Source organism: Jidongwangia harbinensis (assembly GCF_020216025.1).
In the GTDB taxonomy this organism is placed as follows: Bacteria; Actinomycetota; Actinomycetes; order Mycobacteriales; family Micromonosporaceae; genus Actinoplanes; species Actinoplanes harbinensis.
This window is the reverse complement of sequence record NZ_JAIWNC010000027.1, coordinates 66,610-88,857: the sequence shown is the minus strand read 5'-3', so window position 1 is coordinate 88,857 and position 22,248 is coordinate 66,610. Positions and strand designations below refer to the sequence as shown.

The 22,248-nt window shown below is 69.4% G+C and carries 18 protein-coding genes; 14 read left to right on the top strand and 4 right to left on the bottom strand.

What is annotated here, in order from left to right:
- Positions 1–207: 207 nt before the first annotated feature.
- Together LDL48_RS29450 and LDL48_RS29445 are read right to left on the bottom strand one after the other, a co-directional pair.
- Entirely contained in the window at positions 208–1,056 is an 849-nt protein-coding gene (locus tag LDL48_RS29450) for a YybH family protein (RefSeq protein WP_225258493.1), read from the bottom strand.
- Positions 1,057–1,139: 83 nt separating this feature from the next.
- The gene (locus tag LDL48_RS29445) at positions 1,140–2,090 is read right to left on the bottom strand and encodes a sigma-70 family RNA polymerase sigma factor (RefSeq protein ID WP_225258492.1); all 951 of its coding nucleotides are present in this window, start codon (positions 2,088–2,090) and stop codon (positions 1,140–1,142) included.
- A 242-nt stretch (positions 2,091–2,332) separates the two neighbouring features.
- On the opposite strand from LDL48_RS29445, the gene LDL48_RS29440 reads away from it, so the two are divergent.
- The gene (locus LDL48_RS29440; protein ID WP_225258491.1) at positions 2,333–2,581 is read left to right on the top strand and encodes a FitA-like ribbon-helix-helix domain-containing protein; all 249 of its coding nucleotides are present in this window, start codon (positions 2,333–2,335) and stop codon (positions 2,579–2,581) included.
- Positions 2,581–3,006 carry a type II toxin-antitoxin system VapC family toxin gene (locus tag LDL48_RS29435; RefSeq protein ID WP_225258490.1) on the top strand — a complete coding sequence of 142 codons (426 nt, stop codon included), beginning with the start codon at positions 2,581–2,583 and terminating at the stop codon, positions 3,004–3,006. Before LDL48_RS29440 ends, LDL48_RS29435 begins: the two co-directional genes overlap by 1 nt.
- Before the next feature lie 293 nt (positions 3,007–3,299).
- Here the strand turns inward: LDL48_RS29435 and LDL48_RS29430 are convergent, their stop codons facing one another.
- Positions 3,300–3,794: a hypothetical protein gene (locus LDL48_RS29430; protein ID WP_225258489.1), complete on the bottom strand. Its 495-nt coding sequence runs from the start codon at positions 3,792–3,794 to the stop codon at positions 3,300–3,302.
- A gap of 238 nt (positions 3,795–4,032) precedes the next feature.
- Here LDL48_RS29430 and LDL48_RS29425 point away from each other — a divergent pair, with 238 nt between their 5' ends.
- The 6 genes from LDL48_RS29425 to LDL48_RS29400 all read left to right on the top strand — a co-directional run bounded on the left by LDL48_RS29425 (position 4,033) and on the right by LDL48_RS29400 (position 13,920).
- Positions 4,033–5,580 (top strand): TIGR02677 family protein, encoded by a 1,548-nt coding sequence (locus LDL48_RS29425; protein ID WP_225258488.1) that lies wholly within the window; start codon positions 4,033–4,035, stop codon positions 5,578–5,580.
- Entirely contained in the window at positions 5,577–6,902 is a 1,326-nt protein-coding gene (locus LDL48_RS29420; protein ID WP_225258487.1) for a DUF2398 family protein, read from the top strand. Before LDL48_RS29425 ends, LDL48_RS29420 begins: the two co-directional genes overlap by 4 nt.
- Before the next feature lie 15 nt (positions 6,903–6,917).
- Positions 6,918–10,922, top strand: a complete 4,005-nt coding sequence (locus LDL48_RS29415) for a TIGR02680 family protein (protein ID WP_225258486.1) — start codon at positions 6,918–6,920, stop codon at positions 10,920–10,922.
- A complete protein-coding gene (locus LDL48_RS29410; protein ID WP_225258485.1) occupies positions 10,915–12,129 on the top strand; it encodes a TIGR02679 family protein in 1,215 nt (404 codons plus the stop codon). The genes LDL48_RS29415 and LDL48_RS29410 overlap by 8 nt, the downstream gene beginning before the upstream one ends.
- Positions 12,130–12,487: 358 nt before the next feature.
- Positions 12,488–13,063, top strand: a complete 576-nt coding sequence (locus LDL48_RS29405) for a GNAT family N-acetyltransferase (protein ID WP_225258484.1) — start codon at positions 12,488–12,490, stop codon at positions 13,061–13,063.
- Complete coding sequence (locus LDL48_RS29400; protein WP_225258483.1) at positions 13,057–13,920, top strand: nicotianamine synthase family protein; 864 nt, start codon at positions 13,057–13,059, stop codon at positions 13,918–13,920. The genes LDL48_RS29405 and LDL48_RS29400 overlap by 7 nt, the downstream gene beginning before the upstream one ends.
- Here the strand turns inward: LDL48_RS29400 and LDL48_RS29395 are convergent.
- On the bottom strand, positions 13,889–15,097 hold the full coding sequence (locus tag LDL48_RS29395) for an amidohydrolase family protein (protein WP_225258482.1): 1,209 nt from the start codon (positions 15,095–15,097) through the stop codon (positions 13,889–13,891). The genes LDL48_RS29400 and LDL48_RS29395 overlap by 32 nt on opposite strands.
- Positions 15,098–15,567: 470 nt before the next feature.
- On the opposite strand from LDL48_RS29395, the gene urtA reads away from it, so the two are divergent.
- From urtA to LDL48_RS29365, 6 genes are all read left to right on the top strand, one after another.
- Complete coding sequence (gene urtA, locus LDL48_RS29390) at positions 15,568–16,866, top strand: urea ABC transporter substrate-binding protein (protein WP_225258481.1); 1,299 nt, start codon at positions 15,568–15,570, stop codon at positions 16,864–16,866.
- A 76-nt stretch (positions 16,867–16,942) separates the two neighbouring features.
- Positions 16,943–17,827, top strand: coding sequence for an urea ABC transporter permease subunit UrtB (gene urtB, locus LDL48_RS29385; RefSeq protein ID WP_225258480.1), 885 nt, complete (start codon positions 16,943–16,945; stop codon positions 17,825–17,827).
- Entirely contained in the window at positions 17,824–18,921 is a 1,098-nt protein-coding gene (urtC, locus tag LDL48_RS29380) for an urea ABC transporter permease subunit UrtC (protein ID WP_225258479.1), read from the top strand. The genes urtB and urtC overlap by 4 nt, the downstream gene beginning before the upstream one ends.
- Positions 18,922–19,006: 85 nt before the next feature.
- Entirely contained in the window at positions 19,007–19,810 is an 804-nt protein-coding gene (gene urtD / locus LDL48_RS29375; RefSeq protein ID WP_225258478.1) for an urea ABC transporter ATP-binding protein UrtD, read from the top strand.
- 1 nt (position 19,811) lies between these two features.
- On the top strand, positions 19,812–20,495 hold the full coding sequence (locus LDL48_RS29370) for an ATP-binding cassette domain-containing protein (protein WP_225258477.1): 684 nt from the start codon (positions 19,812–19,814) through the stop codon (positions 20,493–20,495).
- 6 nt (positions 20,496–20,501) lie between these two features.
- Complete coding sequence (locus LDL48_RS29365; RefSeq protein ID WP_225258476.1) at positions 20,502–22,229, top strand: purine-cytosine permease family protein; 1,728 nt, start codon at positions 20,502–20,504, stop codon at positions 22,227–22,229.
- Positions 22,230–22,248: the final 19 nt, after the last annotated feature.

The window sequence follows — 22,248 nt, the reverse complement described above, 5'->3', positions numbered from 1 at the left end:
GCACGCATCTGCCTCCGCGACGGGCAAATCGCCGCCCGGCACGCCGATCCGAAGACCACGATGCGCTACGACCGGGCCCGCAAAAACCTCGACCGGCACCCCCGCTACATCCTCGCCGCCTACATGGCCTCCGGCACCTGAACCACGAGGTTCGCCCGACGGGACGGCCAGCGTGCATCAACCGTCAGGTCGTTCGGTCCGGTCGGTTCAGTTGGTTGCGGTGGGTGCCAAGTCGGTCCGGGCTTGCCCGGTGGCCGGATCAAACGGGAAAGACACGTGCTGGTGGATCAGTTCCCACCCTCGGTCGGTCTTCTGGAAGATCCGGGTGCCACGGGACCAGCTTTCGACCAGGCCCCCGTTGTCCTGTTCCACGGTCATCCGGTTCAGGCCCCAGGCCACCGCGAGGTCGTCGCGCACGACGACGTTCAAGTCCGGAACCTCCCAGGTGACCGTTCCGGAGCTGGCGTCGAGGCCGTTTGCGCAGACCTCACGGACCCGGTCACGGCCGACGTACTCCAGTGGCTGCTCGTGCTCGTAGGAGATGACCGATTCGGCGATCGGGGACATGAGCCCGTCGAGGTCCTTCGCCGCGGTGGACTCAAACCATCGCTGATGCAGCGTTCGGACCTCGCGTTCGGATACTTCGCGGTTGTCGGTGCCGCTCTCGTCCGGGAACGAATGGTGCTCATGTGCGACGGCCCAGCGGCCCTGCTCCTTGCGTAGGCCGAAGGTCAGCCGCAGCAGGAAGTCCGGCTTTCTCGTCAGTTCCTCAGGCGTGCCGCAGCGCAGCAGGGCGTGTGCGTAGGCGACCGTGTCTCCAGCTGTGATGTCCAGGCTGGCCAGCTCGAAGGTGGCGCCTGTTGCCTGCCCCTGGAAAAACTCGGGCCACGCTCGCCCGTACGCTTCGATTCCTTTGATGCCGTGGTAGGGCGGGGGGACGTCGTACATGATGATGTCGTCAGTGTGGTCTGCGAGAACGCCAGCCAGGTCACCGGCCCGCACGGCTGCCGTCCAGTGCTCGATCAGTTCGCGGATCTGTGCCTCGTCGTCTGTCATGACGTCCTCCACGGATTGGGTTGCTATCACCTCTACAACCCGCGCAGACCGGCGAACTCATCGCATGGGCCGGACTGATCTTCTTAATCTTGGGCAAGTTCCATCTGGAGGCCGAACCTCGGGAAGATCTTCGGGGTCAAGAACGACACCACCTCGGCGATACCGGTGCCACGCACAGCGATCAGGTCCAGCGCCGCCGCGGTGAAGACGGACGCCTCGGGGTCCCACCGGTAGGTTCCAAAGGCCAACTGTCCGTTCGCGTGCGCCGGGACGAACCGCCACCGCAGTGACAACGGACCATCCAGCAGAAACTCGCGGATGCTGTCACGGCCTTCGTACCACTGCGCTAGCGGTGGCATCGAGTATCTGGAGTCGTCGGTCAGCATCGCCACAATGGCGTCGACGTCGCCGGTTTCCCACGCGGTCGCGTAGCGCCGCGCCACCTCCCGGAGTTTGTCGTCACCGAGCTCAGCGAACTCCGCCTGCTGGATGGGTGTCTGACGCAACTCGTCGACGGTCCGGCGCGCTCGCTGCAGGGCGCTGTTGACGGCCGCGACAGAGATGTCGAGCAGGTCGGCAACCTCACCGGCGTGATAGCCGAGCACCTCGCGCAGCAACAGCACGGCCCGCTGCCGGCCGGAGAGGTGTTGCAGCGACGCGATGAACGCAAGCTCCAGATGCTCACGCGCCAGCATCCGCTGCGCCGGGTCAAACGCTCCGACGGAGCCCACCCCACTGTCCGGGTACGGCTCCAGCCACGCCGTCTCGGTCAGCGGCGCGGTTCCCGGCGTGAAGTCCGTCGGCAGTTCCCGGCGGCGCCCCCGACGCTCGATCAGGGTCAGACACCGATTCGTCGCGATCTTGTACAGCCAGGCACGCGTCGTGCCGCGATCCTCGTACCGTTCCTGACCTCGCCAGGCCCGCACCAACGTCTCCTGGACCGCGTCCTCGGCATCGTGAAACGAACCCAACATCCGGTAGCAATGAGCTGTCAGCTCGTCGCGGTACGACTCGGCCAGCCGCTCGAACGTCACGGCGGATCAGCATACTTATGCGTCACGGCACCGATCCCTCGAAACCCCCCGACCGCCAAACGCGACCTGACGGCGCAACCTCATCTGCCACCGACAAGGTGGGTGTCGGCCATCGGAGCCGGCCCTGGTGGCGGTGCACGGGCGTTTCAACAGCTCACGCCACAAGCACTGAACGGCCATCGGCCGCTGCCGCATTCCTGCGCTAGCATTGCTAGCAGACCTGGTATCGAGGAGATGAGGCCATGGCCGCCCTCAGCATTCGAGACCTGGACGATTCCGTCAAAGAGAAGCTGCGTCTCCGAGCCGCCCGGCACGGCCGTTCCATGGAGGCCGAGATTCGCCTGATCCTCACCGCGGCCGCCACCGAGGAGGAAGGCCCGCGAAACGACCTCTTCAGCGCACTCGCCGATCGTTTCGCGCAGCTCGGCGGCGTGGACCTCGCCGTACCCCCGAGGATCACCCCACCCCGAGCAGCGGACTTCGGCGAGTGATGATCGTCCTCGACACCAACGTCGTCTCCGAACTCATGCGGGGCACTCCTGCTCCAGCCGTGCTCGCCTGGCTCCGGCAGACCTCAAGCACCGGTCTCTACACCACGTCGGTCACCGTCGCCGAGATTCGGTACGGCATCGCCCGGCTACCGGACGGCCGGCGCAAGCATGACCTGCACCAGGCAGCCAACGAGATCTTCGCCGCCTTCCCCCGCCAGGTTCTGCCCTTCGACCTCGCCGCAGCCACCGCCTACGCGGACGTGGTCGCCGGCCGAGAAGCAGATGGCAACCCCATCAGCGGTTTCAACGGCCAGATAGCCGCCATCTGCCGCTCGCAAGCCGCAACCCTCGCCACGCGCAACACCACGGACTTCATCGACGTTGGCATCTCGCTCATCGACCCGTGGCAGGCAACAACCGCCTGACAGCACCGACTCGACGTCCTGAGCACATCGCTGACTCAGCCGGGGCGACGGATGATTCGCGCAACGCCCCTCGTACGACCCGGAATCCCACCCAGGTCAGCGGAGAGGTGGGCCGGACGTTGCACCATGCGAACCACCCGTCTCGGGCGGTGCGCTACCAAGCCGGAGGGCCGAGACGGCGTCGTACCTCAGCGGCGACGTCGTGACCGGCCCCGGCGTGGCCAACGCGGCAAGCTGCTCCGGAGCCGGAGCGGTGTCCTGCCCCCGCAGCTCCAGCAGACGCGACAGCCGACTCAGTCAAGCCGGGCCCGGTCGAAACGGTCGATCAGGCTCGGCTTGCGGGCATGACGCTCCCGCAGCCGAGTCATCTGCTCCGCGAAGTCGAAGGTTTTACCCTCCCGTACCGCCAGTGCTTGAAGATCCAGAAGCAGAGTGACCGCCATGTCGTAGTCCTTCGGACGCTTGGTCGCGATCAACTCGTCTACCTTGTTCCATACCCGGACCGGGTTCCGGGCCAGCTCGTCCAAACGCTGCTCGCGGGCCGCGGCCGCCGCTTCCGCACGACGCTGACGTTCGGCCGCCTCTTGTTCGCGCTTCTGCTGTGCCCGCGCCGCCCAACGTTCCTCGGCGGCGGCGAGCAGATCTCCGGCGGTCCGCCCTTCCCCGGCAGGCGATTCCTCCGCAACGCCGTGGAACCGCCGCAGCAACTCCGACCGCAGCAACCCGGCATCGCCGCGCAGCACCCGCACCAGCGCCTCGTCCTTATCCGCCACCGGCAGACCCGCCACCCAGCGACGCCTCGGCGACCAAGGCATCGAACTCGGCAGCACGGAGCGAAGACACCCGCGCAGGATAGAGAACCACCTCCGGCGCTCCACCGGCAGCCAACGACAGCGAACCGCCGGGCGGCGATTCGCATGTAAGAGCTCACCGACTCTCCGCATAACGCCCGGCAGGCTCACCCGCGCAAGTGATCGCCGCACATCGTGTCCGAGGGCGGTCGGGCACTGACGGTATCGTGGCCGCATGCCGGAACCGCGGACCTCGTTCGGACTGGACGATTTCGGGGTCGACGATCGCCTTCGGCTGTTCAGCTATGTCAATGCCGACAACCGGCTCGCGTACCTGTGGCTCCTCCGTGCCTTCGACGCCGCCCGTTCCAGTTACCACGTCGTCCTGCACACCTCGGACGTGCAGGCGGCCCTGGCCGGTCTCGCCGGGATCCACCCAGACTGCCCCGACCCTGCCGGGCTCGATCTGCCACGGCTGCTGGACGCCCTCGTCGACTGGGGTGTGCTGGACCGCGGCCAGGATGGCACCCGGGCCGCCACGCTCGCCGAATACCGCAACCGGCATTCGGTCTACCAGTTCACCGAGGCCGGTTACCGCGCCCACCGCGCGGTCGAGTCCGTCCTCGCGGCCGGCCTGGACGACAGCACACTGTCCCGACTGGTCTTCGCCGACCTGCTCGCCGACCTCAAGGCCCTCGCCACGGCGAACTCCGACGGTGACGCCGAGGAGGTCTACCGCAAGCTCAACCGCCTCGACCGGGCGCTGGCCGACGTCGCGGAACGCGCCGCCCGCTTCTATCACATGCTCGGCGATCTGAGCCGGACCCATGACGTACGCCCGGAGGTCTTCCTCACCCACAAGGATGCACTCCTCGCCCACCTACGCGACTTCCACGACGAGTTACAGCGGTACACGCCGCGCCTGCGGGAGGCCGTGCACGAGGTCGAGGCAACCGGTCTGGAGCGGATGCTCCAGGCCGCGGCCGAAGCTGACGAGCGGCTCTTCGCGACGCCGATCGAGCGGATCGAGGATTGGCGCCGCCGCTGGGGCGGGCTGCGTTCCTGGCTGGCGCCGGAGACCGTCCGGCCCAGTGAGGCCGACCGGCTCTCCGGTGCGACGATGGCAGCGATCGGGGACGTGCTCGCTCTGCTGCGCCGGGTCACCGAGGCCCGCCGGGGTGGGGTGAGCCGGGAGTCGCAGTTGCGGCATCTGGCGGCGTGGTTCACCGGAGCCGGCTCCGACGAGGCCGCGCATGCCGTCTTCGATGTGGTGTTCGGGTTGGGTGCGCCACGGCACGTCGGTGTGGGGTACCCCGATCCGGATGCGATCCCGGGACGACTGTCCTGGTGGGAGGCGCCGGCCGTGGAGCTGTCCCGGACGCTGGTACAGAGTGGCCGGATGCCGGGGCAGGGCAACGGCCGGATCGCCCGGATCGAACGGTCGGAGTCCTCCCGCCGCGCGTTGCGAGAGCGGCAGGTCGCCGAGGAGCGCCGCCAGGCGGAGGCGGCCACCAGCCTCATCGGTGCCGGGACACTCACCGACGCGCAGGCCGGTGCGCTGCGCCGGCTGCTCGACATCGCCTTGGCGACGCGGCAGGCAGGCCGGCGGGAAGCTCCTCTCGCGGCCGCCGCTTTCGGGGTACGCCTGACGCTCACCCCCTGCCCCGGACGGTTCACCACGGTGCCCACCGAGTCGGGCAGGTTGCACATCGACGGCTTCGAGCTGTCCGTGACGACGGCCGCGCACACCGCCGCGCGTCGGACCGACCCGGTGGCCGTGTGAGGTTCGCCGCTGAGGTCTCCGATCTGGAGCTCGCCGACTATCAGCGCGCGGTCCGGCTCGTGCTGCGGCATCCGCTGATCACCGCGACCTGGCCGGACGAGAAGGCACTGTCGCGGATCCGCCGGTTCGCCGCCGAACTGCGCGTTGACCTGTCAGAGGCGTTCGGGTACCGGCTGGAGTCGCACGGCACCACCGCGCGGCTGGTCCGCACCGCTGACCGGCTGGAGACGGACCGGCCGGCGGTCTCGCGGACCGGTCGCCCATTCGACCGGCAGCGTTACGCCTATCTGTCGTTGTGCCTGGCGACGCTGGGCCGGGCCGGTATTCAGATCACGCTGAGCGAGCTGGCCGAGGCGGCGGCCGCCGACGCCGGCCGGATCAGCGGGCTGGGGCTGGACCCGGACTCCGGCGCGGACCGGCGGGCGTTCGTCGACGCGGTCGCCTGGCTGGAAGAGCGGGGTGTGCTGCGGCTGGCCGACGGCTCCAGTTCGGCATGGGCGAGCGATCCCGGCGCGGGTGAGGCGCTGTACGACGTCGCGCGTGACGCCGTACTGGCACTGTTCCGGCCGCCCCGGGTGCTGCAACACATCGAATCGGTGACCGCCCTGCTGGACCGCTCGCTGAGTAGCAGCGGCAACGCCGAGCGCCGGGCCGCCGCGCAGGCCGCCCGGCGCGCGGTGCTGGAACGGCCGATCGTCTACTACGACGACGTCTCCGCCGAGGTCGGCAACCATCTACGGGGCCAGGCGCTGGCCGCCGACCTGTACCGGCTCACCGGGCTGCGCCTGGAGCGGCGGGCCGAGGGTGCGCTGCTGGTCGACACGGCCGGCTGGTCGGCGGAGCGGTTCCCGGGTACCGGCTCGGTGGCGCAGGCGGCAGTGCTGCTGGCGGTGACGATCGCCGAACGGGTGGCCGATCCGGACGGCCGCAGGACGCGTCGGATGCCGGTGCCTGATCCGGCGGAGGCACGGGAGAAGCTGATCGGCCAGATAGACGCCGGCTTGCCGACGAGCGTCCCACTGGGCCTCGACTCCGATGAGACGACGGTGCACGAGCCGGAGGAGGCGGAGAACCCGGAACGGCGGCTGCCACTGATCACCGACAGTTTCCTGCGGGAGGCGACAGCGGAAATTCTGCACCGGTACGGATCGGCTTTCGGCGCCGCGTGGCACGCCGATCCCGACCGGCTGCGTACCGAGGCGGTCGACCTGCTCTCCCGGTTCGGTGCGGTGCTCCCCGTGCCCGGTGGTGTGCTGGCCCGCCCCCTGATCGGCCGCTATCGCAGCACTGTGGCCCAGGTCAGACAACGTAGCCTCTTCTGAGATCGAGGATCTGTCTTGGCTCGTTTCGCTCCCACTCGCGCCGGCATCATCAACCTCTGGGACTACCGCGACGAGGAGTTCCTGTTCGTTGACGGATGGCTCGTGCTGCGCGGCCCGAACGGCTCCGGTAAGACGAAGGCCCTCGAAGTGTTGTTTCCGTTCGTGCTGGACGGGCGAATCGAGCCGCGCCGGCTGAATCCGTTCGCCGGCGAGGACCGGACGATGAAGTCGAACCTGCTCTACCGGGGGCAGGAAACGGCGTACGCGTACGTCTGGATGGAATTCTCCGACGGCGACCGGTTCGTGACGGCCGGGATCGGGTTGCGGGCCCACCGGCACAACGACCGAGTGACCCGCTGGCACTTCGTCGCCGACGGCCGGGTCGGGGTGGACCTGTCGCTGCTGGACGACGAGGACCGGCCGGTCTCCCGGCGGGATCTGATCGACCGGCTTGGCGCGGACGCGGTACGCGACTCGGCCGAGGAATACCGGCACCTGGTGGACGCGAAGCTGTTCGGGCTGGGTCCCGCCCGCTACGAGCAACTGCTCGATCTTGTGCTGACACTGCGCAAGCCACAGCTGGCGAAGGATCTGAACCCGGTGGAGCTGTCCCGCACTCTGCAACGCGGCCTGCGCCCGGTGGAGGACCACCTGCTGGTGGAGGCGGCACGCTCGTTCGACGACATGGAGGCGGTCGCCCGTACCCTCGAAGGTCTGGTCGCGGCCGATGCCGCGACCGGTTCATTCCTTGGTGTCTACGCCACCTACCTGCGGACCCACGCGCGAGCCGCGGCCGATGCGCTCGCCGCACGCCGGGACAACGCGGAGGTACGCCGGGAGGCGCTGGCCTCGGCACGTGACGAGGCCGAGGCGGCACGGGAGCAGGCGGCGGAGGCGGAGCGGCGGCTGCGCGCGGTCGAAGGTGAGCCCGGCAGGCTGCGCGCGCATCTGGACCGGCTGAAGAGCTCGGCCGCCTACCGCTCGCACGAACAACTTGCCGACCTGGAACGGCATGTGCACGACCTGGCGGACGCCGCCCGCCGCGCCGACCGGCAGGTGGAGGCGGAGCGTGACGTCGCCGTCAGACGGCGGGTGGAGTCCGAGCGAGCCGCCGTGGCGCTGCGCGACGCCCGAGCCAGGGTCGGCCGGGTGACGGCCGAGCTGGCGTCGGAGGCGGAAAGCGGCGGCCTCGAATGGCGGGCCGGGGACGCGGACGCCGACGGGCTTGCGACACGGCTGGCCTCCCGGTCGGCGGCACGCCGGGCGGACGTGCGAGCGATCCGGGAACTGGCGGACCGCCTGGCGGAGGCGGAACGCGAACATGTGCGGGCCGCGGAGGCCGACCGCGCGGCCCGCGCCGCGGCGGAGGACGCCACCGCGGCGGAGGAGCGGGCCGGCGATGCCCTTGAGGTGGCCCGGGAGCAGACCTCCCAGGCGGTGAGAGCATGGGGTTCCGAGCACGCCGGGCTGTTCACCGCTCTGGGCGTCGCCGATCTACCGGACAATCTGGCCGGGGCGGTGACCAGCCCGTCGTTGCGCAACCTCTATCACGACCAGGTGGCCGCCCCGACCGGTGCGATCCGGGACGAGGTGGCCGCGCTCGGCTCCCGATCCGACAGCCTGGACCTCGAACGCCGGAAGGTGGTGGAGGAGCGGGCGCTGATCGCGGCCGAGCACGACGACTCGCCGCCGCCGTCGCCGACCCGCCCGGCCTCCCGGGAGAACCGGGCCGGCGCGCCGTTGTGGCGTCTCGTGCGATTCGCCGACGGCACACCGGAGGCGGAGGCGGCCGGCATCGAAGCCGCCGTGCAAGCGGCCGGCCTGCTCGACGCCTGGGTGCACCCGACCTCCGACGACGACGAACAGGACGCCTACCTACGCTCCGGCGAGCAGACCGGCGGGACGCTGGCCGACGTGCTCGTGCCCGAGGATCAGGACTTCGTGCCGGCCGAACGGATCACATCCGTGCTCCGCGGCATCGCGCTCGGCGACATCACCGGCCCGTCCGGGGTGACCGGCGACGGCCGCTGGGCTCAGGGCTCCGGGGTCGGCCGATTCACCAAGGACCGGTGCGAATACATCGGGGCGACCGCCCGCGCGGCACGCCGCGCCGCGCGAATCGCCGACTGCAACCGCCAAATCGCCGCCCTCCACCGGGAGATCGACGAGGTCGAAGCCGACCGCGCGGCCCGGGGGGAGATTCTGAGCGCCGTGGACCGGGCGGGCACGGCGCTGCCGCCGCGTACCGCGATCACACAAGCCGAACGCGATCTGGACCGGGCCGCGACCCTTCTGCGGGTACGCCGCGAGGCTGCCCTGGACGCCGCGGGCCACCTCGACGCGGCCCTGGCCGGCCAGGCCGACGCCACCACCAAGCTGCGCCGGGCGGCCGCCGACCGGTCGCTGCCGGTGGAACGACTCGACTCGACTGCCGCGGCGCTGGACCGGTTCGACCGGCTCGGGGTGGAACTGCGGCACACCCAGGACAGCGCGGACGGCGCCGACGTGCTGGCCGGGGAGGCCGCCGAGCGCCATGCCGAGGCGGAGGAACGGTCCGAGGCGGCCGGTCAGGCGGCCCGGGCAGCGCACGCCCGGCACGCCGAGAAGGACGAGGAACTGCGCACCCTGTCGGCGGCCATCGGGGCCGAGACGACCCGGGTGCTGGCCGAGGTGGCCGAGACCGAGAACGCGGTCACCGCGGCGGAACAGGCTCTGGAGCAGGCCAGGGCAGTGCACAGTGCGGCGTTGCAGAGCCGGGCCGGCGCGGTCGCACGGGTCGAGATCGGCGAGCGGTCCGTGGCCGAGGCGATCGTCGAGGCGCGGCGCGAGGCGGTGCGGCTCCGCCCGTACGCCCAAAGTGATCTTCTGGGTTTGATCCGCTGCCCTTCGCACCTGCGGTGGCCGGCTGCCGACGCCACGGAGGACGATCTCGAACCGGCGATCGTGGCGCTGCACGAGGCGATCCTGACCGCCACCCGCGAGCTGAGCCCCACCGAGACCTCACTGAAGCAGAGCGCGACCCGGCTGACCAGCGCCCTCACCGACCTGCAGGCGCAGCTACCGGCCGCCGGGCTCGACCATCGGCCGGAATGGGACACCGACGAGGGTGTCATCGTCGTGCGGGTCGCCGACGAACAGGGTCTAACACCGGTGGCGCACTTCGCCGAAAGGATCGCCGGAGAACGACGCGACCAGGAACAACTGCTCACCGACGCCGAGCAGCGGGTCTTCGAGGACGCATTGCTGGGCCAGCTGGCCGGGCAGATCCATCGCCGTACGATCGAGGCCCGCGACCTGGTCGACGCGATGGACCGGCAGATGCGTGCCCGGCGGATGTCGTCCGGCCTGACCGTCGGCGTGGGCTGGCGGCTCTCCGACGACCTCGACCCGGAGCAGCGTGAGGTTTGCAAACTGCTGGAACGGGATCCGGCACGACTCGGGCCGGGACAGCTGACCACCCTGCGCCGCCACTTCGCGGCCCGGATCAAGTGGGCCCGGGCACAGGCCCCGGAGAAGCCCTACCGGGACCTGCTGGCCGAAGTGCTGGACTACCGGCAGTGGCGGGTCTTCGCATTCACCCTGCATCGGCCCGGCGGTATCAGGGAGCCGCTCACCCGGGCCCGGCACAGCCAGCTCTCCGGTGGTGAGCAGTCAGTGTCGCTGCACCTGCCGCTGTTCGCGGCCGCCAACGCGCTGTTCGGGTCGGCCCGCCCGGACGCGCCCCGGCTGCTCGGCCTCGACGAGGCGTTCGCCGGTGTCGACGACAACGGGCGTGGCGAGTTGATGTCCCTCGCCAAACAGTTCGACCTGGACCTGTTCATGACCGGGTACGACCTGTGGGCCACCCACCCGGCGGTGACCGGGTGCGCGCACTACGACCTGTCGCACTCCACGGTCGAACACGCCGTGTCGACGGTCCTGCTGGTGTGGGACGGCGCCGTGAATGTGGCCGATTTCGACGGGACGCTCGCTGCGGCGCTGGGCTCGCCGTCGACCCGTACCGTTGGCTCACATGCCTGACCTCACCATCGATCCGGGCTGGCGGCGGCTGCTGACCGCTGCCCGGCGCAGCCTGGAGCGCACCGGTGGAAGTCTCGCCGGGACGGTCTCCCTGACGGCGCCGGACGAGGCGGAACGGCATGTCGTCATCGGAGTGACGGGGGTACACAGGCCCGCCGGCGTCAAGCGGGTCGCCGTCCGCCTGTCCGAGATCGATGCCTTTCTGCGGAGCGCCCACGGCATCGATCTGCCGTCGGCGGTGGGCGCGTTCCGGGACCGCCCTGCCGAGCGCGCCATTCTCGCCGAGGCCCGGGAGGCGATGCTCGCGACGGCAGCCGGGAGCCGCCACGCCGGGCAGCCGTGGTTCGAGGAATGGCTCGACGGCCTGCGCCGTGACGGGACCCTCACCCGGATGGCCCGAAGCGGAATCCTGTTCGCTCGAGCGCTGGCGGCACTCGACGCGTTGCCGGTCAGCGCCGAGCCGATGCCGGTCTTCGCCGAACGGGTCCTCGGCGACACCAAGGCCCTTGCTGAGGGGCCGATGCGCGGACTCGTGCTCCGGGCGCTGGCCGCCTGGCACCAGGTCAAGTCCCCGACCGGAGCAGAACAGGAACGGGCGCTCTGGGAGATGGCCGGGTTGGTCCCCGACGACCTCGCCAGCCAGGCCCTGGTTCTCAACCTGCCCGCCACCGGCGGTCTTCTCGGCGACTGGCTGTCATCCGCCACGATGGCTCATGTGCCGTTCCGCGTCACCCTGCACCAGCTGCGCCTCGCCCGGCTGTCCCTCCCTGTGCCGGAGATCTATGTGTGCGAGAACCCGGCCGTGTTGCGGGCCGCGGCGGGACACTCTACGGCCCCGCTGATCTGTACCGAAGGAGTGCCGTCCGCAGCGGTCCATACGCTGCTGGCGAACTGTGCGGCGGGCACCGTGATCCGATGGCGCAACGACTTCGACTGGACCGGTATCCGGCTGACCGCAGCCGCTCTCGCCCGCTACCCGGATGCTGTGCCATGGCGCATGTCTGGTGCGGATTACCTCGCGGCCGACCCGATAGGTCTGCCGCTGACCGGCGCTCCGGCAGTTGGTCCCTGGGATCACTCCCTAACGGAGGCGATGACCAGTACCGGCCGATCGGTGATGGAGGAACGCCTCATCGGCACACTTGTGGACGACCTCCTGCGGGGCCTCGCGACACCGCCGGCGCCCGCTGGCGAGAGCGACCGTTGACCTGCGGTTTGCGCGATGCCAAATGCGGCCGCCACGAACACGCAGGCCAGGCTTGGAGTGGACCGGACGACGCACCATACGAACCGCTTCACTGCCGTGGCCGGCGACCCGTTGCCCAGTGGCATCGCACCGTCATGGCGCTGGCCGTGACACTCCGGTCGAGCGCGGCCGACATGAAGTCATATGTGGATGACCGTCTCCGCGCGGGACCCCGTCACTTGGAGCAAATGAAAACCGTTACCATTGTCGGGGCTGGGTCGGACGCCCGGTTCGGCGCGCAGCGTTGCTCATGAGGCGTGCCGGCCGCGGCGCTGCATCAGTCGCTGATCACTGCCGTACGTTGTTGGGAGTTCCGGAGATGTTCAGCCCGCGAAGCGTGAGCCAAGTCGACAGCCGGAAGGCAACCGTCGCCCTCGCCCGACCGGGGGATCTGGTCGAGGCACAGGCCATGATGCAGGAGGTGCTGCAGGCGGATCTGGGCGGCTATCGACCGCAGTGGCACCGCGATCTCGACGATCTCGAAGCCGCCTATCTGCGTCGTCCCGGCTGCGCACTGATCGTCGCCCGGGAGTCGTCCGGCATCGTGGGCACCGCCGCGGTCATACCGTGCGCGTTGGCCAGTCCGCCCAATCCGCAATGGCTGGCACGCCGCTACAACCAGCCCGACGTGTGTCAGCTCGTACGGGTCTGGGTGGCCGCCGGTGCGCGGCGGCGCGGCGTCGGTCACGCCCTCGCTGAGCGGGCCGTCGCCTGGAGCGTCGGACCGGGTGGATACAGCCGCGTGTACCTGCATACCGATGCCGGCGTTCCCGGCGCTGAGGCGTTCTGGCGCTCCCTGCCGACCCGGGAGGTCTGCGACACCCGGCCGGATCCGTTCAACACGGTGCACTTCGAGATCGACACCGAGGCGATGCTGCGGACGCACCAATGCTGAGCGCGTCGGCTGCCCCCGCCCGCGACGCCGACAACCAAGTGCTGGCCGGTCGCATTCTGCGCTTGTACGACGGGCTGCGCGCCCAGGACAGCCTGGCCCCGTCACCCGTGGTCAACTCCCTGTTCGCCGACCTGGTCGCCACCTGCGCCCACGCCGATCCGGTCGATGTCTCGTCGGTGCTGACCGACCCGCGGATCGCCGAGGCACGCGACAACCTCGTCCGGTTGTGTGCCGTAGGGGAATCCCAGCTGGAAGACTGGTGGGCTCGCCGTACGCTTGCCGCCCCCGACCCGCACGCCGAGTTGGCCGCCTTTCCCTACCTGCGCAACTACGAGCAACTGGCGCACCTCGAACGGCATGCGCTGGCGGGAACCGGTCACCGGCCCGGGGATTCTGGACGGCTGTGTTTCATCGGTGGCGGACCGCTACCGCTGAGCGCGATCATGCTGTCCCGCATGCTCAGGACCACGGTCACGGTGGTGGACCAGGACGCCGACGCGGTCGAGTTGTCGCGCCGCCTCATCGGTCGGCTCGGCCTGGCGGACCGGATCAGCGTGCTCCTGGCCGATGCCCGATCGGCATCCGACCTGGCGTGCGCGGCCGCCGGCTGCGACGTCGTGGTGGTCGCCGCGCTGGTCGGCACCACCCGGGTGCAGAAGCAGGCGGCGCTGCGTGCCGTCGGCACGTCGATCGAGGCGGGGACGCGCGTGGCCGTCCGCAGCGCGAACGGACTACGGTCGCTGCTCTACCCGGTGGTCAGCGTCCGGGACGTACGCGACGCCGGGCTGGTCCCTGAGGTTCTGCTGCACCCGTTCGGGGAGGTCATCAACTCGGTGTTGGTCGCCCGGCGTCACTGACGACGCACCGGCCACGCAGCACCACCTCGCGGACCCGGGTCAGGGCGAGAGCGTCGTGCTGCAGGTCGCCGTCAACGATCAGCAGGTCGGCCACCAGGCCTGGCCTCAGCCTTCCGACGGTACCGGCCAGGCCGCAGGCCGCCGCGGCGCCCGATGTCGCGGCCGCCGCCGCGGCGTGTATCGGCAGCCCGGACCGGACCAATTCCTGGACCGCGTAGGCCAACACCCCGTGCGGCTTGGCCGGATGGATCCCGGCATCAGAGCCGGCCACCAGCGGTACCCCGGCCGCATGGAGCCGGCCGACCTGCGCGAACCGGGCCTCCAACGTCATGCCGGTCCGACGCATGACCTCGATCGCCTGCGGCGACGGCGGCAGCCCCGGCATCCGGCCGAAAGTCGGGCACACCACGACCCGCCGTACGGCCAGCGCGTCGATCACCGCGTCCGGCGTGGCGATTCCTGTGTCGGTCAGGCAGGTGCAGTGCTCGATGGCGTCGACGCCTGCGGCCAGGCACACCTGCACAGCCGACACCGGGTGGGCATGGGCTGTCACCGGCAGCCCTCGACGATGCGCCTCATCCACCACGGCCCGCACATCGGCGACGTCGAACTGCAACCGCAGCAGGTCCGAGCCGGCGGTCATTGCACCACCACTGACGATCACCTTGACGATCCGGGCGCCCCGCTCGTACCGCTGCGCGACCGCGGCTCGCAGGCCGGCTCGGTCACGTACCGCGCCTCCGAAGGCGGCGCAATGACCACCGACCGAAGTGATCGGCGGCCCCGAGCCCAGGACCGACGGTTCGTCATCTCCGACCGCCCGGTCCACGACCGCGAATCGGTTGTCGCCGAGATCGCGCACCGTCGTCACACCCGCACGGACCTGCGCCAGCAGAGATTGGCGAACGACGTGCTCACGTTCGGCCGCGGAACGACCCGCATCCAAGGTCAAGGCGTCCGGTTCCCCGCCCCCGACCAGGTGCACATGAGTGTCGATCAGGCCGGGCAAAATCGTGCTGCCCGGACGGTCCACCGCCAGCTGACCGTCCGGCAACGGCGCGTCATAGGCGCGAACAGCGACGATCCGACCTGCGGCAACGTGAACCTGCAACCCCCCGGGGACGAAGCCATCCCCGTCGAAGGCATGAGCCGCCCGGAACACCACCGTCCGTGCCATCCGCGAAACGTACCGTCCGGACTCGATCGCGGACAATCCTCCGACTTCGTCCGGGAGACCGCATCGCCATCGTCGTATGCCTTTCCACAAGCATGCGCGGGCGATGGGCCGGCTGATCGTGCAACCTCAGAGACCGGCGGCGCCGTGCATGTCAAGAGTATGACATGACCTTGTGTCGTCACGAGAATGTGGCAGCACTCTGACACCAGCCTCTTCATGTTTTACGCCGTTTTCTCGGGTTTTCGCGCCTTGGCTGGCCACGCGGCTACAGGGTTGGAACATCCAAGAAATGTCAGAGTAATGACGCGGCGTCACTCTTCTCTCACCTGCAGCAGCCGACTGAACCTTGCCGGCGGCATGGGGCGCGAGCTCGGGACGCCGGCGGCTCGCCCAGGACATCTCCATCTGCACGATCCGCCGTGCCGCGATCCCGGCGTCACGCCCCTTCACCAGGAACGGAGTTCTCATATATGTCCACCACCAGCAAGCGGCTGCGCACGCTGACGGCGTTGGGCGCCCTCGGGACGACCGTGGCCCTCGTGCTCGCCGGCTGCGGCGCCCGCGCCGGCGACTCCGCTTCCGCCGGCGGGACGTCGGCGGCGCCCAGCTGCGTCGACACCTCCGGCGACAGCATCAAGCTCGGGTTCCTCAACTCCCTCACCGGCGGCATGGCGATCTCTGAGAAAACCGTCTCCAACGTGCTGCACATGGCCGCCGACGAGATCAACGCGGGCGGCGGCATCCTCGGCAAGAAGATCGCGTACATCCAGGAGGACGGCGCCACCGACTGGCCCACCTTCGCCGAGAAGACCGAGAAGCTGCTCACCCAGGACTGCGTCGCCGCGGTCTTCGGCGGCTGGACCTCGTCCTCCCGCAAGGCCGTCAAGCCGGTCGTCGAGAAGCACAACGGCCTCTTCTTCTACCCGGTGCAGTACGAGGGCCTCGAGTCGTCGCCGAACATCTACTACACCGGGGCGACCACCAACCAGCAGATCATCCCGGCGATGGACTTCCTCGCCACCAAGGGCGTGAAGCGGCTGTTCCTCGCCGGCAGCGACTACGTCTTCCCGCGCACCGCGAACGCGATCATCAAGCTGTACGCGGCCAAGCTCGGCATCCAGATCGTCGGCGAGGAGTACGTGCCCCTCGACAAGGACGACTGGACCAGCCAGGTGGCGAAGATCGTGGCGGCCAAGCCCGACTTCATCTTCAACACCATCAACGGCTCGTCGAACGTCGGCTTCATCAAGGCGTACTACGACGCCGGCCTCAACGCCCGGACGACGCCGATCATCTCGGTGTCGATCGCCGAGGAGGAGGCGCCGGCGATGGGCCACGAGGTCACCGGCCACTACGCGTCGTGGAACTACTTCCAGTCGCTCAAGACCCCGACCAACCCGAAGTTCATCGAAAGCTGGAAGAAGTACCCGAACAGCAGCGGTGTCACCTCCGACCCGATGGAGGCCGCCTACATCTCGCTGTACCTGTACAAGGCCCTCGTCGAGGCGGCCGGCTCGTTCGACGTCGACAAGGTGAACGCCGCGGCGAAGAGCAACGCCATCACGTTCGACGCGCCGGAGGGCAAGGTCACGCTCGACGGCGACAACCACCACATCTCCAAGCCGGGCCACATCGGACAGATCAACCCGAACAATCAGTTCGACATCGTCTGGGCCTCCGACAAGTTCATCGAGCCCGACCCGTACCTCGAAGGCTACGACTGGTTCCCGGCCGACATCCGCAAACAGCTCGTGGACGCGGCGGGCTGATCACCCGCGGGGTCGCGTGTCACGACGGCACGCGGCCCCTCCCCCTCCGTAAAGACGCTAGAGAGAGCGAGTGCACGTGGACGCATTGATCGCGCCGCTGCTGAACGGAAGCGCACAGGGTGCGCTGCTCCTGCTCGCCGCGCTGGGCCTCTCGCTCACGTTCGGCCAGATGGGCGTGATCAACATGGCCCACGGCGAGTTCCTCATGATCGGCGCCTTCGCCGCCTATCTCGTCCAGCAGGTCATCACCGCCAGCGACCTGTCGATCCCGGTCGCGCTGCCGGTCGCGTTCGTCGTCGCGGGCCTGTTCGGCCTCCTGCTGGAGGTCACCATCATCCAATGGATGTACCGCAGGCCCCTCGACACGCTGCTCGTCACGGTCGGGGTCGGCCTGATCCTGCAGCAGGCGGCACTGCACATCTTCCCGTCCCAGGGAGTACCGGTGGAGAAGCCCAGCTGGCTGGACGGGCAGCTGAGCATCCTCGGCTACCAATGGCCCTTTCGGCAGCTGTTCACCATCCTGCTCGCGTCCGTCTGCGTCGCCGCGCTGGCAGCCTGGCTCAAGTACACCTCGTTCGGCCGTCGGATCCGGGCGACCGTCCACAACCGGGACCTCGCCGAGACGTCGGGTATCTCCACACGTACGGTCGACCGCCTCACCTTCTTCACCGGGTCGGGTCTGGCCGGGGTCGCCGGCGTGGCCGCGTCGCTCATCGGCGGGACGAACTCGCAGATGGGCGCGCAGTACATCATCCCGGCCTTCCTCGTCGTCGCCGCCGGTGGCATCGGCCAGCTCAAGGGCACCATCGTCGCCGCGTGGGCGGTGGGCGTCGCGCTCGCGTACTTCGCCTACTGGACGACCGGCAGCCTGGCGCAGGTGCTCGCCTTCATCCTCGTGATCGTCTTCCTGCAGGTCCGCCCGCAGGGACTCTTCACGGTGCGAACCAGGAGTCTGGTATGACCAAGCTGAAGCCATGGATCTCCCTCGGCGGCATCGGGGTGTTCGCCTTTCTGCTCCTCGGGGTCGCTCCTCTCGTACTCACCGATCACTGGATCAACAACCTCGGCAAGTACTGCTGCTGGGCCATCGTCGCGGTCGGCATCGGCCTGGCGTGGGGCCGGGGCGGGATGCTCGTGATGGGGCAGGGGGTGTTCTTCGCCCTCGGCGCGTACGCGATGGCCATGCACCTCACGCTGGAGACCGCTGGGGACCGGATCCCGGGTTTCATGGTGCTCTACGACCCGCTAGCGCCGCTTCCGGCGTTCTGGGAGCCGTTCCGCAGCGCGGGATTCACCCTGCTGGCGATCGTGCTGCTCCCGGTGATCGTGTCCGGCATCCTCGGGTACGCGCTGTTCAAGCGCCGCGTGAAGGGGGCGTACTTCGCGATCCTGTCGCAGGCGCTCGCCGTCGCGCTGGCCACCCTGATCAGCTCCACGATCCGCCAGACGGGCGGCGACACCGGGCTCAGCGACTTCAAGTACTTCTTCGGCTTCGTGCTGAACGACCCGGCGAACAAGCTCCTGGTGTACCTCATCGCAGCCGGGCTGCTCGTCGTGTGCCTGCTCGCGGTGTGGCAGCTCTACCGCAGCCGCTTCGGTGAGCTTCTCGTCGCCACCCGGGACGCCGAGGAACGCGTGCGCTTCCTCGGCTACGACCCGGCCAACGTCAAGCTCGTCGCGTTCGTCGCCTCCGCACTGATGGCCAGCATCGGCGGAGCGATGTTCGTACCCATCGTCGGCATCATCACCCCGGCCGAGATCGGCGCCGCCGCCTCGATCCTCATGATCGCGGGCGTCGCCCTCGGCGGCCGCGCATCGCTGTTCGGCCCCGCGCTCGGCGCGATGGCGGTCGGATGGGGGCAGTCGAGCCTCGGTTCGACCTGGCCCGACGGCTGGACCTACATCCTTGGTCTGCTGTTCATCGTGGTGATCCTCTTCCTGCCGAACGGGCTGTCGTCGCTGCCGGCCCGGTTCGCCGCGGCGCGCCGGAGCCCGGCCCCACCACCGCCCACCCCGGCCGCCGCTGCCGCAGAGCTCGAAGGGGTCCGGTCGTGACCGCCTGCACCGAGCAGCATTTCCATGAGTTGCATGCGCACGCCGCAGGCGAGGGCCAGAAGGGCACGACAAAGGAGGCCCAGGCATGACCGACGCCTCACTGATCGTCACCGACCTGCACGTCGAGTTCTCCGGCTTCGTCGCGGTCGGCGGCGTCTCCTTCGACGCGCACCCGGGCGAGGTGCGGTTCCTCATCGGACCGAACGGCGCCGGCAAGACGACCTGCATCGACGCCATCACCGGGCTGTCCAGGGCCACCGGGTCGGCGAGACTCGGCGACAGAGAGCTGCTCGGCACGCCAGTGCACAAGATCGTACGCCTCGGGATCGGCCGCACGTTCCAGACCGCGAGCGTCTTCGACGAGCTGACCGTGCTCCAGAACCTCGACATCGCCGCCGGGCGCCACCGCCCCTGGACCTCGCTGCTGCGGACCCGGCGTGGCGTCGACCCGTCGATCGAACGGGCGCTGGAGGAGACCGGACTCACGGCCGAGCTCGCCACGCCGGCCGGAATCCTGTCGCACGGCCAGAAGCAGTGGCTGGAGATCGCGATGCTGCTCGTCCAGGACGCGAAGGTATTGCTGCTCGACGAGCCCGTCGCCGGCATGAGCCAGGACGAGCGCACCGCGACCGGCGAGCTTCTCCAACGCATCGCGGCCAAGCGGATCGTGCTCGTGGTCGAGCACGACATGGACTTCATGCGCCGCTTCGCCACCCGCGTGACCGTGCTGCACCAGGGCAAGGTGCTCTCGCAGGGCACGGTGGCCGAGGTCCAGGCCGATCCCAAGGTGCAGGAGGTCTACCTGGGCACCGCGGGCGCCGCCACCACGGCCGCCATGGCGGTCGTACCCGAGACGGTGGCCGCGATGCACCAGCCGGAGGAGAACTGACATGCTGGAGATCACTGACGTCGAGGCCGGCTACGGCCGCACGCGGGTGCTGCACGGCGTGACCGTGCCGTCCGGCAAGGTGGTGGCCGTGCTCGGCCACAACGGGGCCGGCAAGTCGACGCTGCTCCGTCTCGCGATCGGCCTCATCAAGCCGTCGGTGGGCCGCGTGCTGTTCGACGGCGAGGACGTCACGTCGCTCGCCCCCAACCAGCGCGTCGCTCGCGGCATGGCGTACGTGCCGCAGGGTCAGCAGTCGTTCGGCCAGCTCACGACGCTGGAGAATCTCCAGCTCGTCGCGGACGGGCGCCGGGGCGGCAAGGCGCTCGTCGACCGGCAGATGGCGCGTTTCCCCGCACTCAAACAGTTCGCCTCCCGGAAGGCCGGCCTGCTCTCCGGCGGGCAGCGCCAGCAGCTCGCAATCGCCCGCGCCCTCATCACCGAGCCGAAGCTGCTCATCCTGGACGAGCCGACCGAGGGCATCCAGCCCACGATCGTCGCCGAGATCGAGCAGACCATCATGCAGCTGGCCGAGGAAGGCATCGATGTGCTGCTCGTCGAGCAGCACATCGGCTTCGCCCTCGAGGCGGCCGAACGCTACGTCGTGCTCTCCTCGGGCCGCGTCACCCAGACCGGTACGGGTGGCAAGACAGCCACCTCCACCGTGCGAGCCGCCATGGCCATCTGAGCCGACATGACCCACGCCCGCAATGCCGTCGTAACACCGGACGGCGACGATGCCCCCACGCAAGGTGCTCTAGGGGATGTCACTGTGTCGACGGACAACGCGCGCGCGGCCGCAGAGGACAGCCTGGAGGACTACGCCTTCCGTTATGTGCCGCGCACGTTCCGGCGGTGGAGCGCGGCCTCCGTCGGTGCGACCGCCCTCGGGTCCATCGCGTTCCTCGCCGACTTCTCGATCGGCGCGACCATCGGCATCGATCACGGCACCACGAACGCCGTGCTCGGCATCATATTCGCCTCGGTCATCATCGTCATCGTGGGCGTGCCCGTCGCCTACTACGCGGCCCGCTACAACCTCGACCTCGACCTCATCGCCCGTGGCGCCGGGTTCGGCTACTACGGCTCCATCATCACGACCCTGGTCTTCGCGGGCTTCACCTGCATCTTCTTCGCTCTGGAGGGCGCCATCATGGCGCAAGGGCTGCAGGTGGCGACGGGGATGCCGCTGTGGCTCGGCTACCTCATCTCGACCGTCGTCGTGATCCCGATCGTCATCTACGGCATGCGTGCGCTGGAACGCCTGCAGTTCTGGACCACGCCCCTGTGGCTCGCCCTTGCCCTGCTGCCGCTGCTGTGGATCGTCGTCTCCGACCCCGAGGCGGTGCGCGCCTTCACGTCGTTCACCGGCAACTCCGACGGTTCGATCAGCCTCAGCGCCGTGGTCGCGAGCGCGGCCGTGTGCTTCGCCCTCACCCCTCAGCTGGCCGAGCAGATCGACTACATCCGCGCCATGCCGCCGCGTACGCCGTCGAACACCCGCTCGTGGTGGACGTCGTTCGCGTTCGCCGGCCCGGGCTGGGTCTTCTTCAGCGGCATCAAGCAGGTGATCGGGGTTTTTCTCGCGGTCTATCTCCTGGTCCGGGTGGAACCGACGCTCGGGCACCAGGCGACCGAACCGGTCAAGCAGTTCGTCGAGATGTACCAGATCCTCGTCCCCGACTGGCTCGCGATCGTTCTCGCCCTGGTGCTCATCGTGGTCGCGCAGGTGAAGATCAACGTAACGAACGCGTACTCTGGCTCGCTCGCGTGGTCGAACGTCTTCACCCGGGTGGCGAAACACTACCCGGGCCGTACCGTCTTCGTCCTGTTCAACCTCGTGATCGCGTATGCGCTCATGATGCTGGACGTCTTCACCCTCATCTCCTTCGTGCTGAGCCTCTACGCGAACGTCGTCATGGCCTGGCTCGTGACGATCGCCGCCGACATCGCGATCAACAAGTGGCTGCTGGGCCTCTCGCCGCGCTTCCCCGAGTTCCGCCGCGGCATGCTGCACGACTGGAACCCGGTCGGACTCGTGTCGGTAGGACTCGCCTCGGTGCTGTCCCTGCTCGCGTTCGCCGGGGCGTTCGGCGCCGCCGTCAAGCCGTTCTCGGTGCTCATCGCGATCGGCGTGGCGGTTGTCGCGACGCCGGCCACGGCCCTCGCCACGCGGGGCCGCTACTACCTGCGCCGCCGCTCCGACGGCATCGACTCCCCCCGCTTCGACGGGGACGGCAATCCCTCGGGCGAGCGGCTCCGCTGCCACGTCACCGGCTACACCTTCGAGCGGCCGGATATGCTGGCATCGGCCGAGAGAGGACCGAACGGCGAGGTCCAGTACGTCTCGTCGCTGGCGCTCACGCTCGACGACTCCGATCGCTACGTGCTCCCGCCCGACGTCACCGGGCGCCCGCACTGAGCCGCCGCCTCACAGAGCG

Excerpts from the sequence above, each read along its gene's own strand:
- LDL48_RS29450 (WP_225258493.1), bottom strand. The coding sequence starts at position 1,056 with ATGACAGACGACGAGGCACAGATCCGCGAACTGATCGAGCACTGGACG.
- LDL48_RS29440 (WP_225258491.1), top strand. The coding sequence starts at position 2,333 with ATGGCCGCCCTCAGCATTCGAGACCTGGACGATTCCGTCAAAGAGAAG.
- LDL48_RS29435 (WP_225258490.1), top strand. The coding sequence starts at position 2,581 with ATGATCGTCCTCGACACCAACGTCGTCTCCGAACTCATGCGGGGCACT.
- LDL48_RS29425 (WP_225258488.1), top strand. The coding sequence starts at position 4,033 with ATGCCGGAACCGCGGACCTCGTTCGGACTGGACGATTTCGGGGTCGAC.
- LDL48_RS29410 (WP_225258485.1), top strand. The coding sequence starts at position 10,915 with ATGCCTGACCTCACCATCGATCCGGGCTGGCGGCGGCTGCTGACCGCT.
- LDL48_RS29405 (WP_225258484.1), top strand. The coding sequence starts at position 12,488 with ATGTTCAGCCCGCGAAGCGTGAGCCAAGTCGACAGCCGGAAGGCAACC.
- LDL48_RS29400 (WP_225258483.1), top strand. The coding sequence starts at position 13,057 with ATGCTGAGCGCGTCGGCTGCCCCCGCCCGCGACGCCGACAACCAAGTG.
- LDL48_RS29395 (WP_225258482.1), bottom strand. The coding sequence starts at position 15,097 with ATGGCACGGACGGTGGTGTTCCGGGCGGCTCATGCCTTCGACGGGGAT.
- urtA (WP_225258481.1), top strand. The coding sequence starts at position 15,568 with ATGTCCACCACCAGCAAGCGGCTGCGCACGCTGACGGCGTTGGGCGCC.
- urtC (WP_225258479.1), top strand. The coding sequence starts at position 17,824 with ATGACCAAGCTGAAGCCATGGATCTCCCTCGGCGGCATCGGGGTGTTC.
- urtD (WP_225258478.1), top strand. The coding sequence starts at position 19,007 with ATGACCGACGCCTCACTGATCGTCACCGACCTGCACGTCGAGTTCTCC.
- LDL48_RS29370 (WP_225258477.1), top strand. The coding sequence starts at position 19,812 with ATGCTGGAGATCACTGACGTCGAGGCCGGCTACGGCCGCACGCGGGTG.
- LDL48_RS29365 (WP_225258476.1), top strand. The coding sequence starts at position 20,502 with ATGACCCACGCCCGCAATGCCGTCGTAACACCGGACGGCGACGATGCC.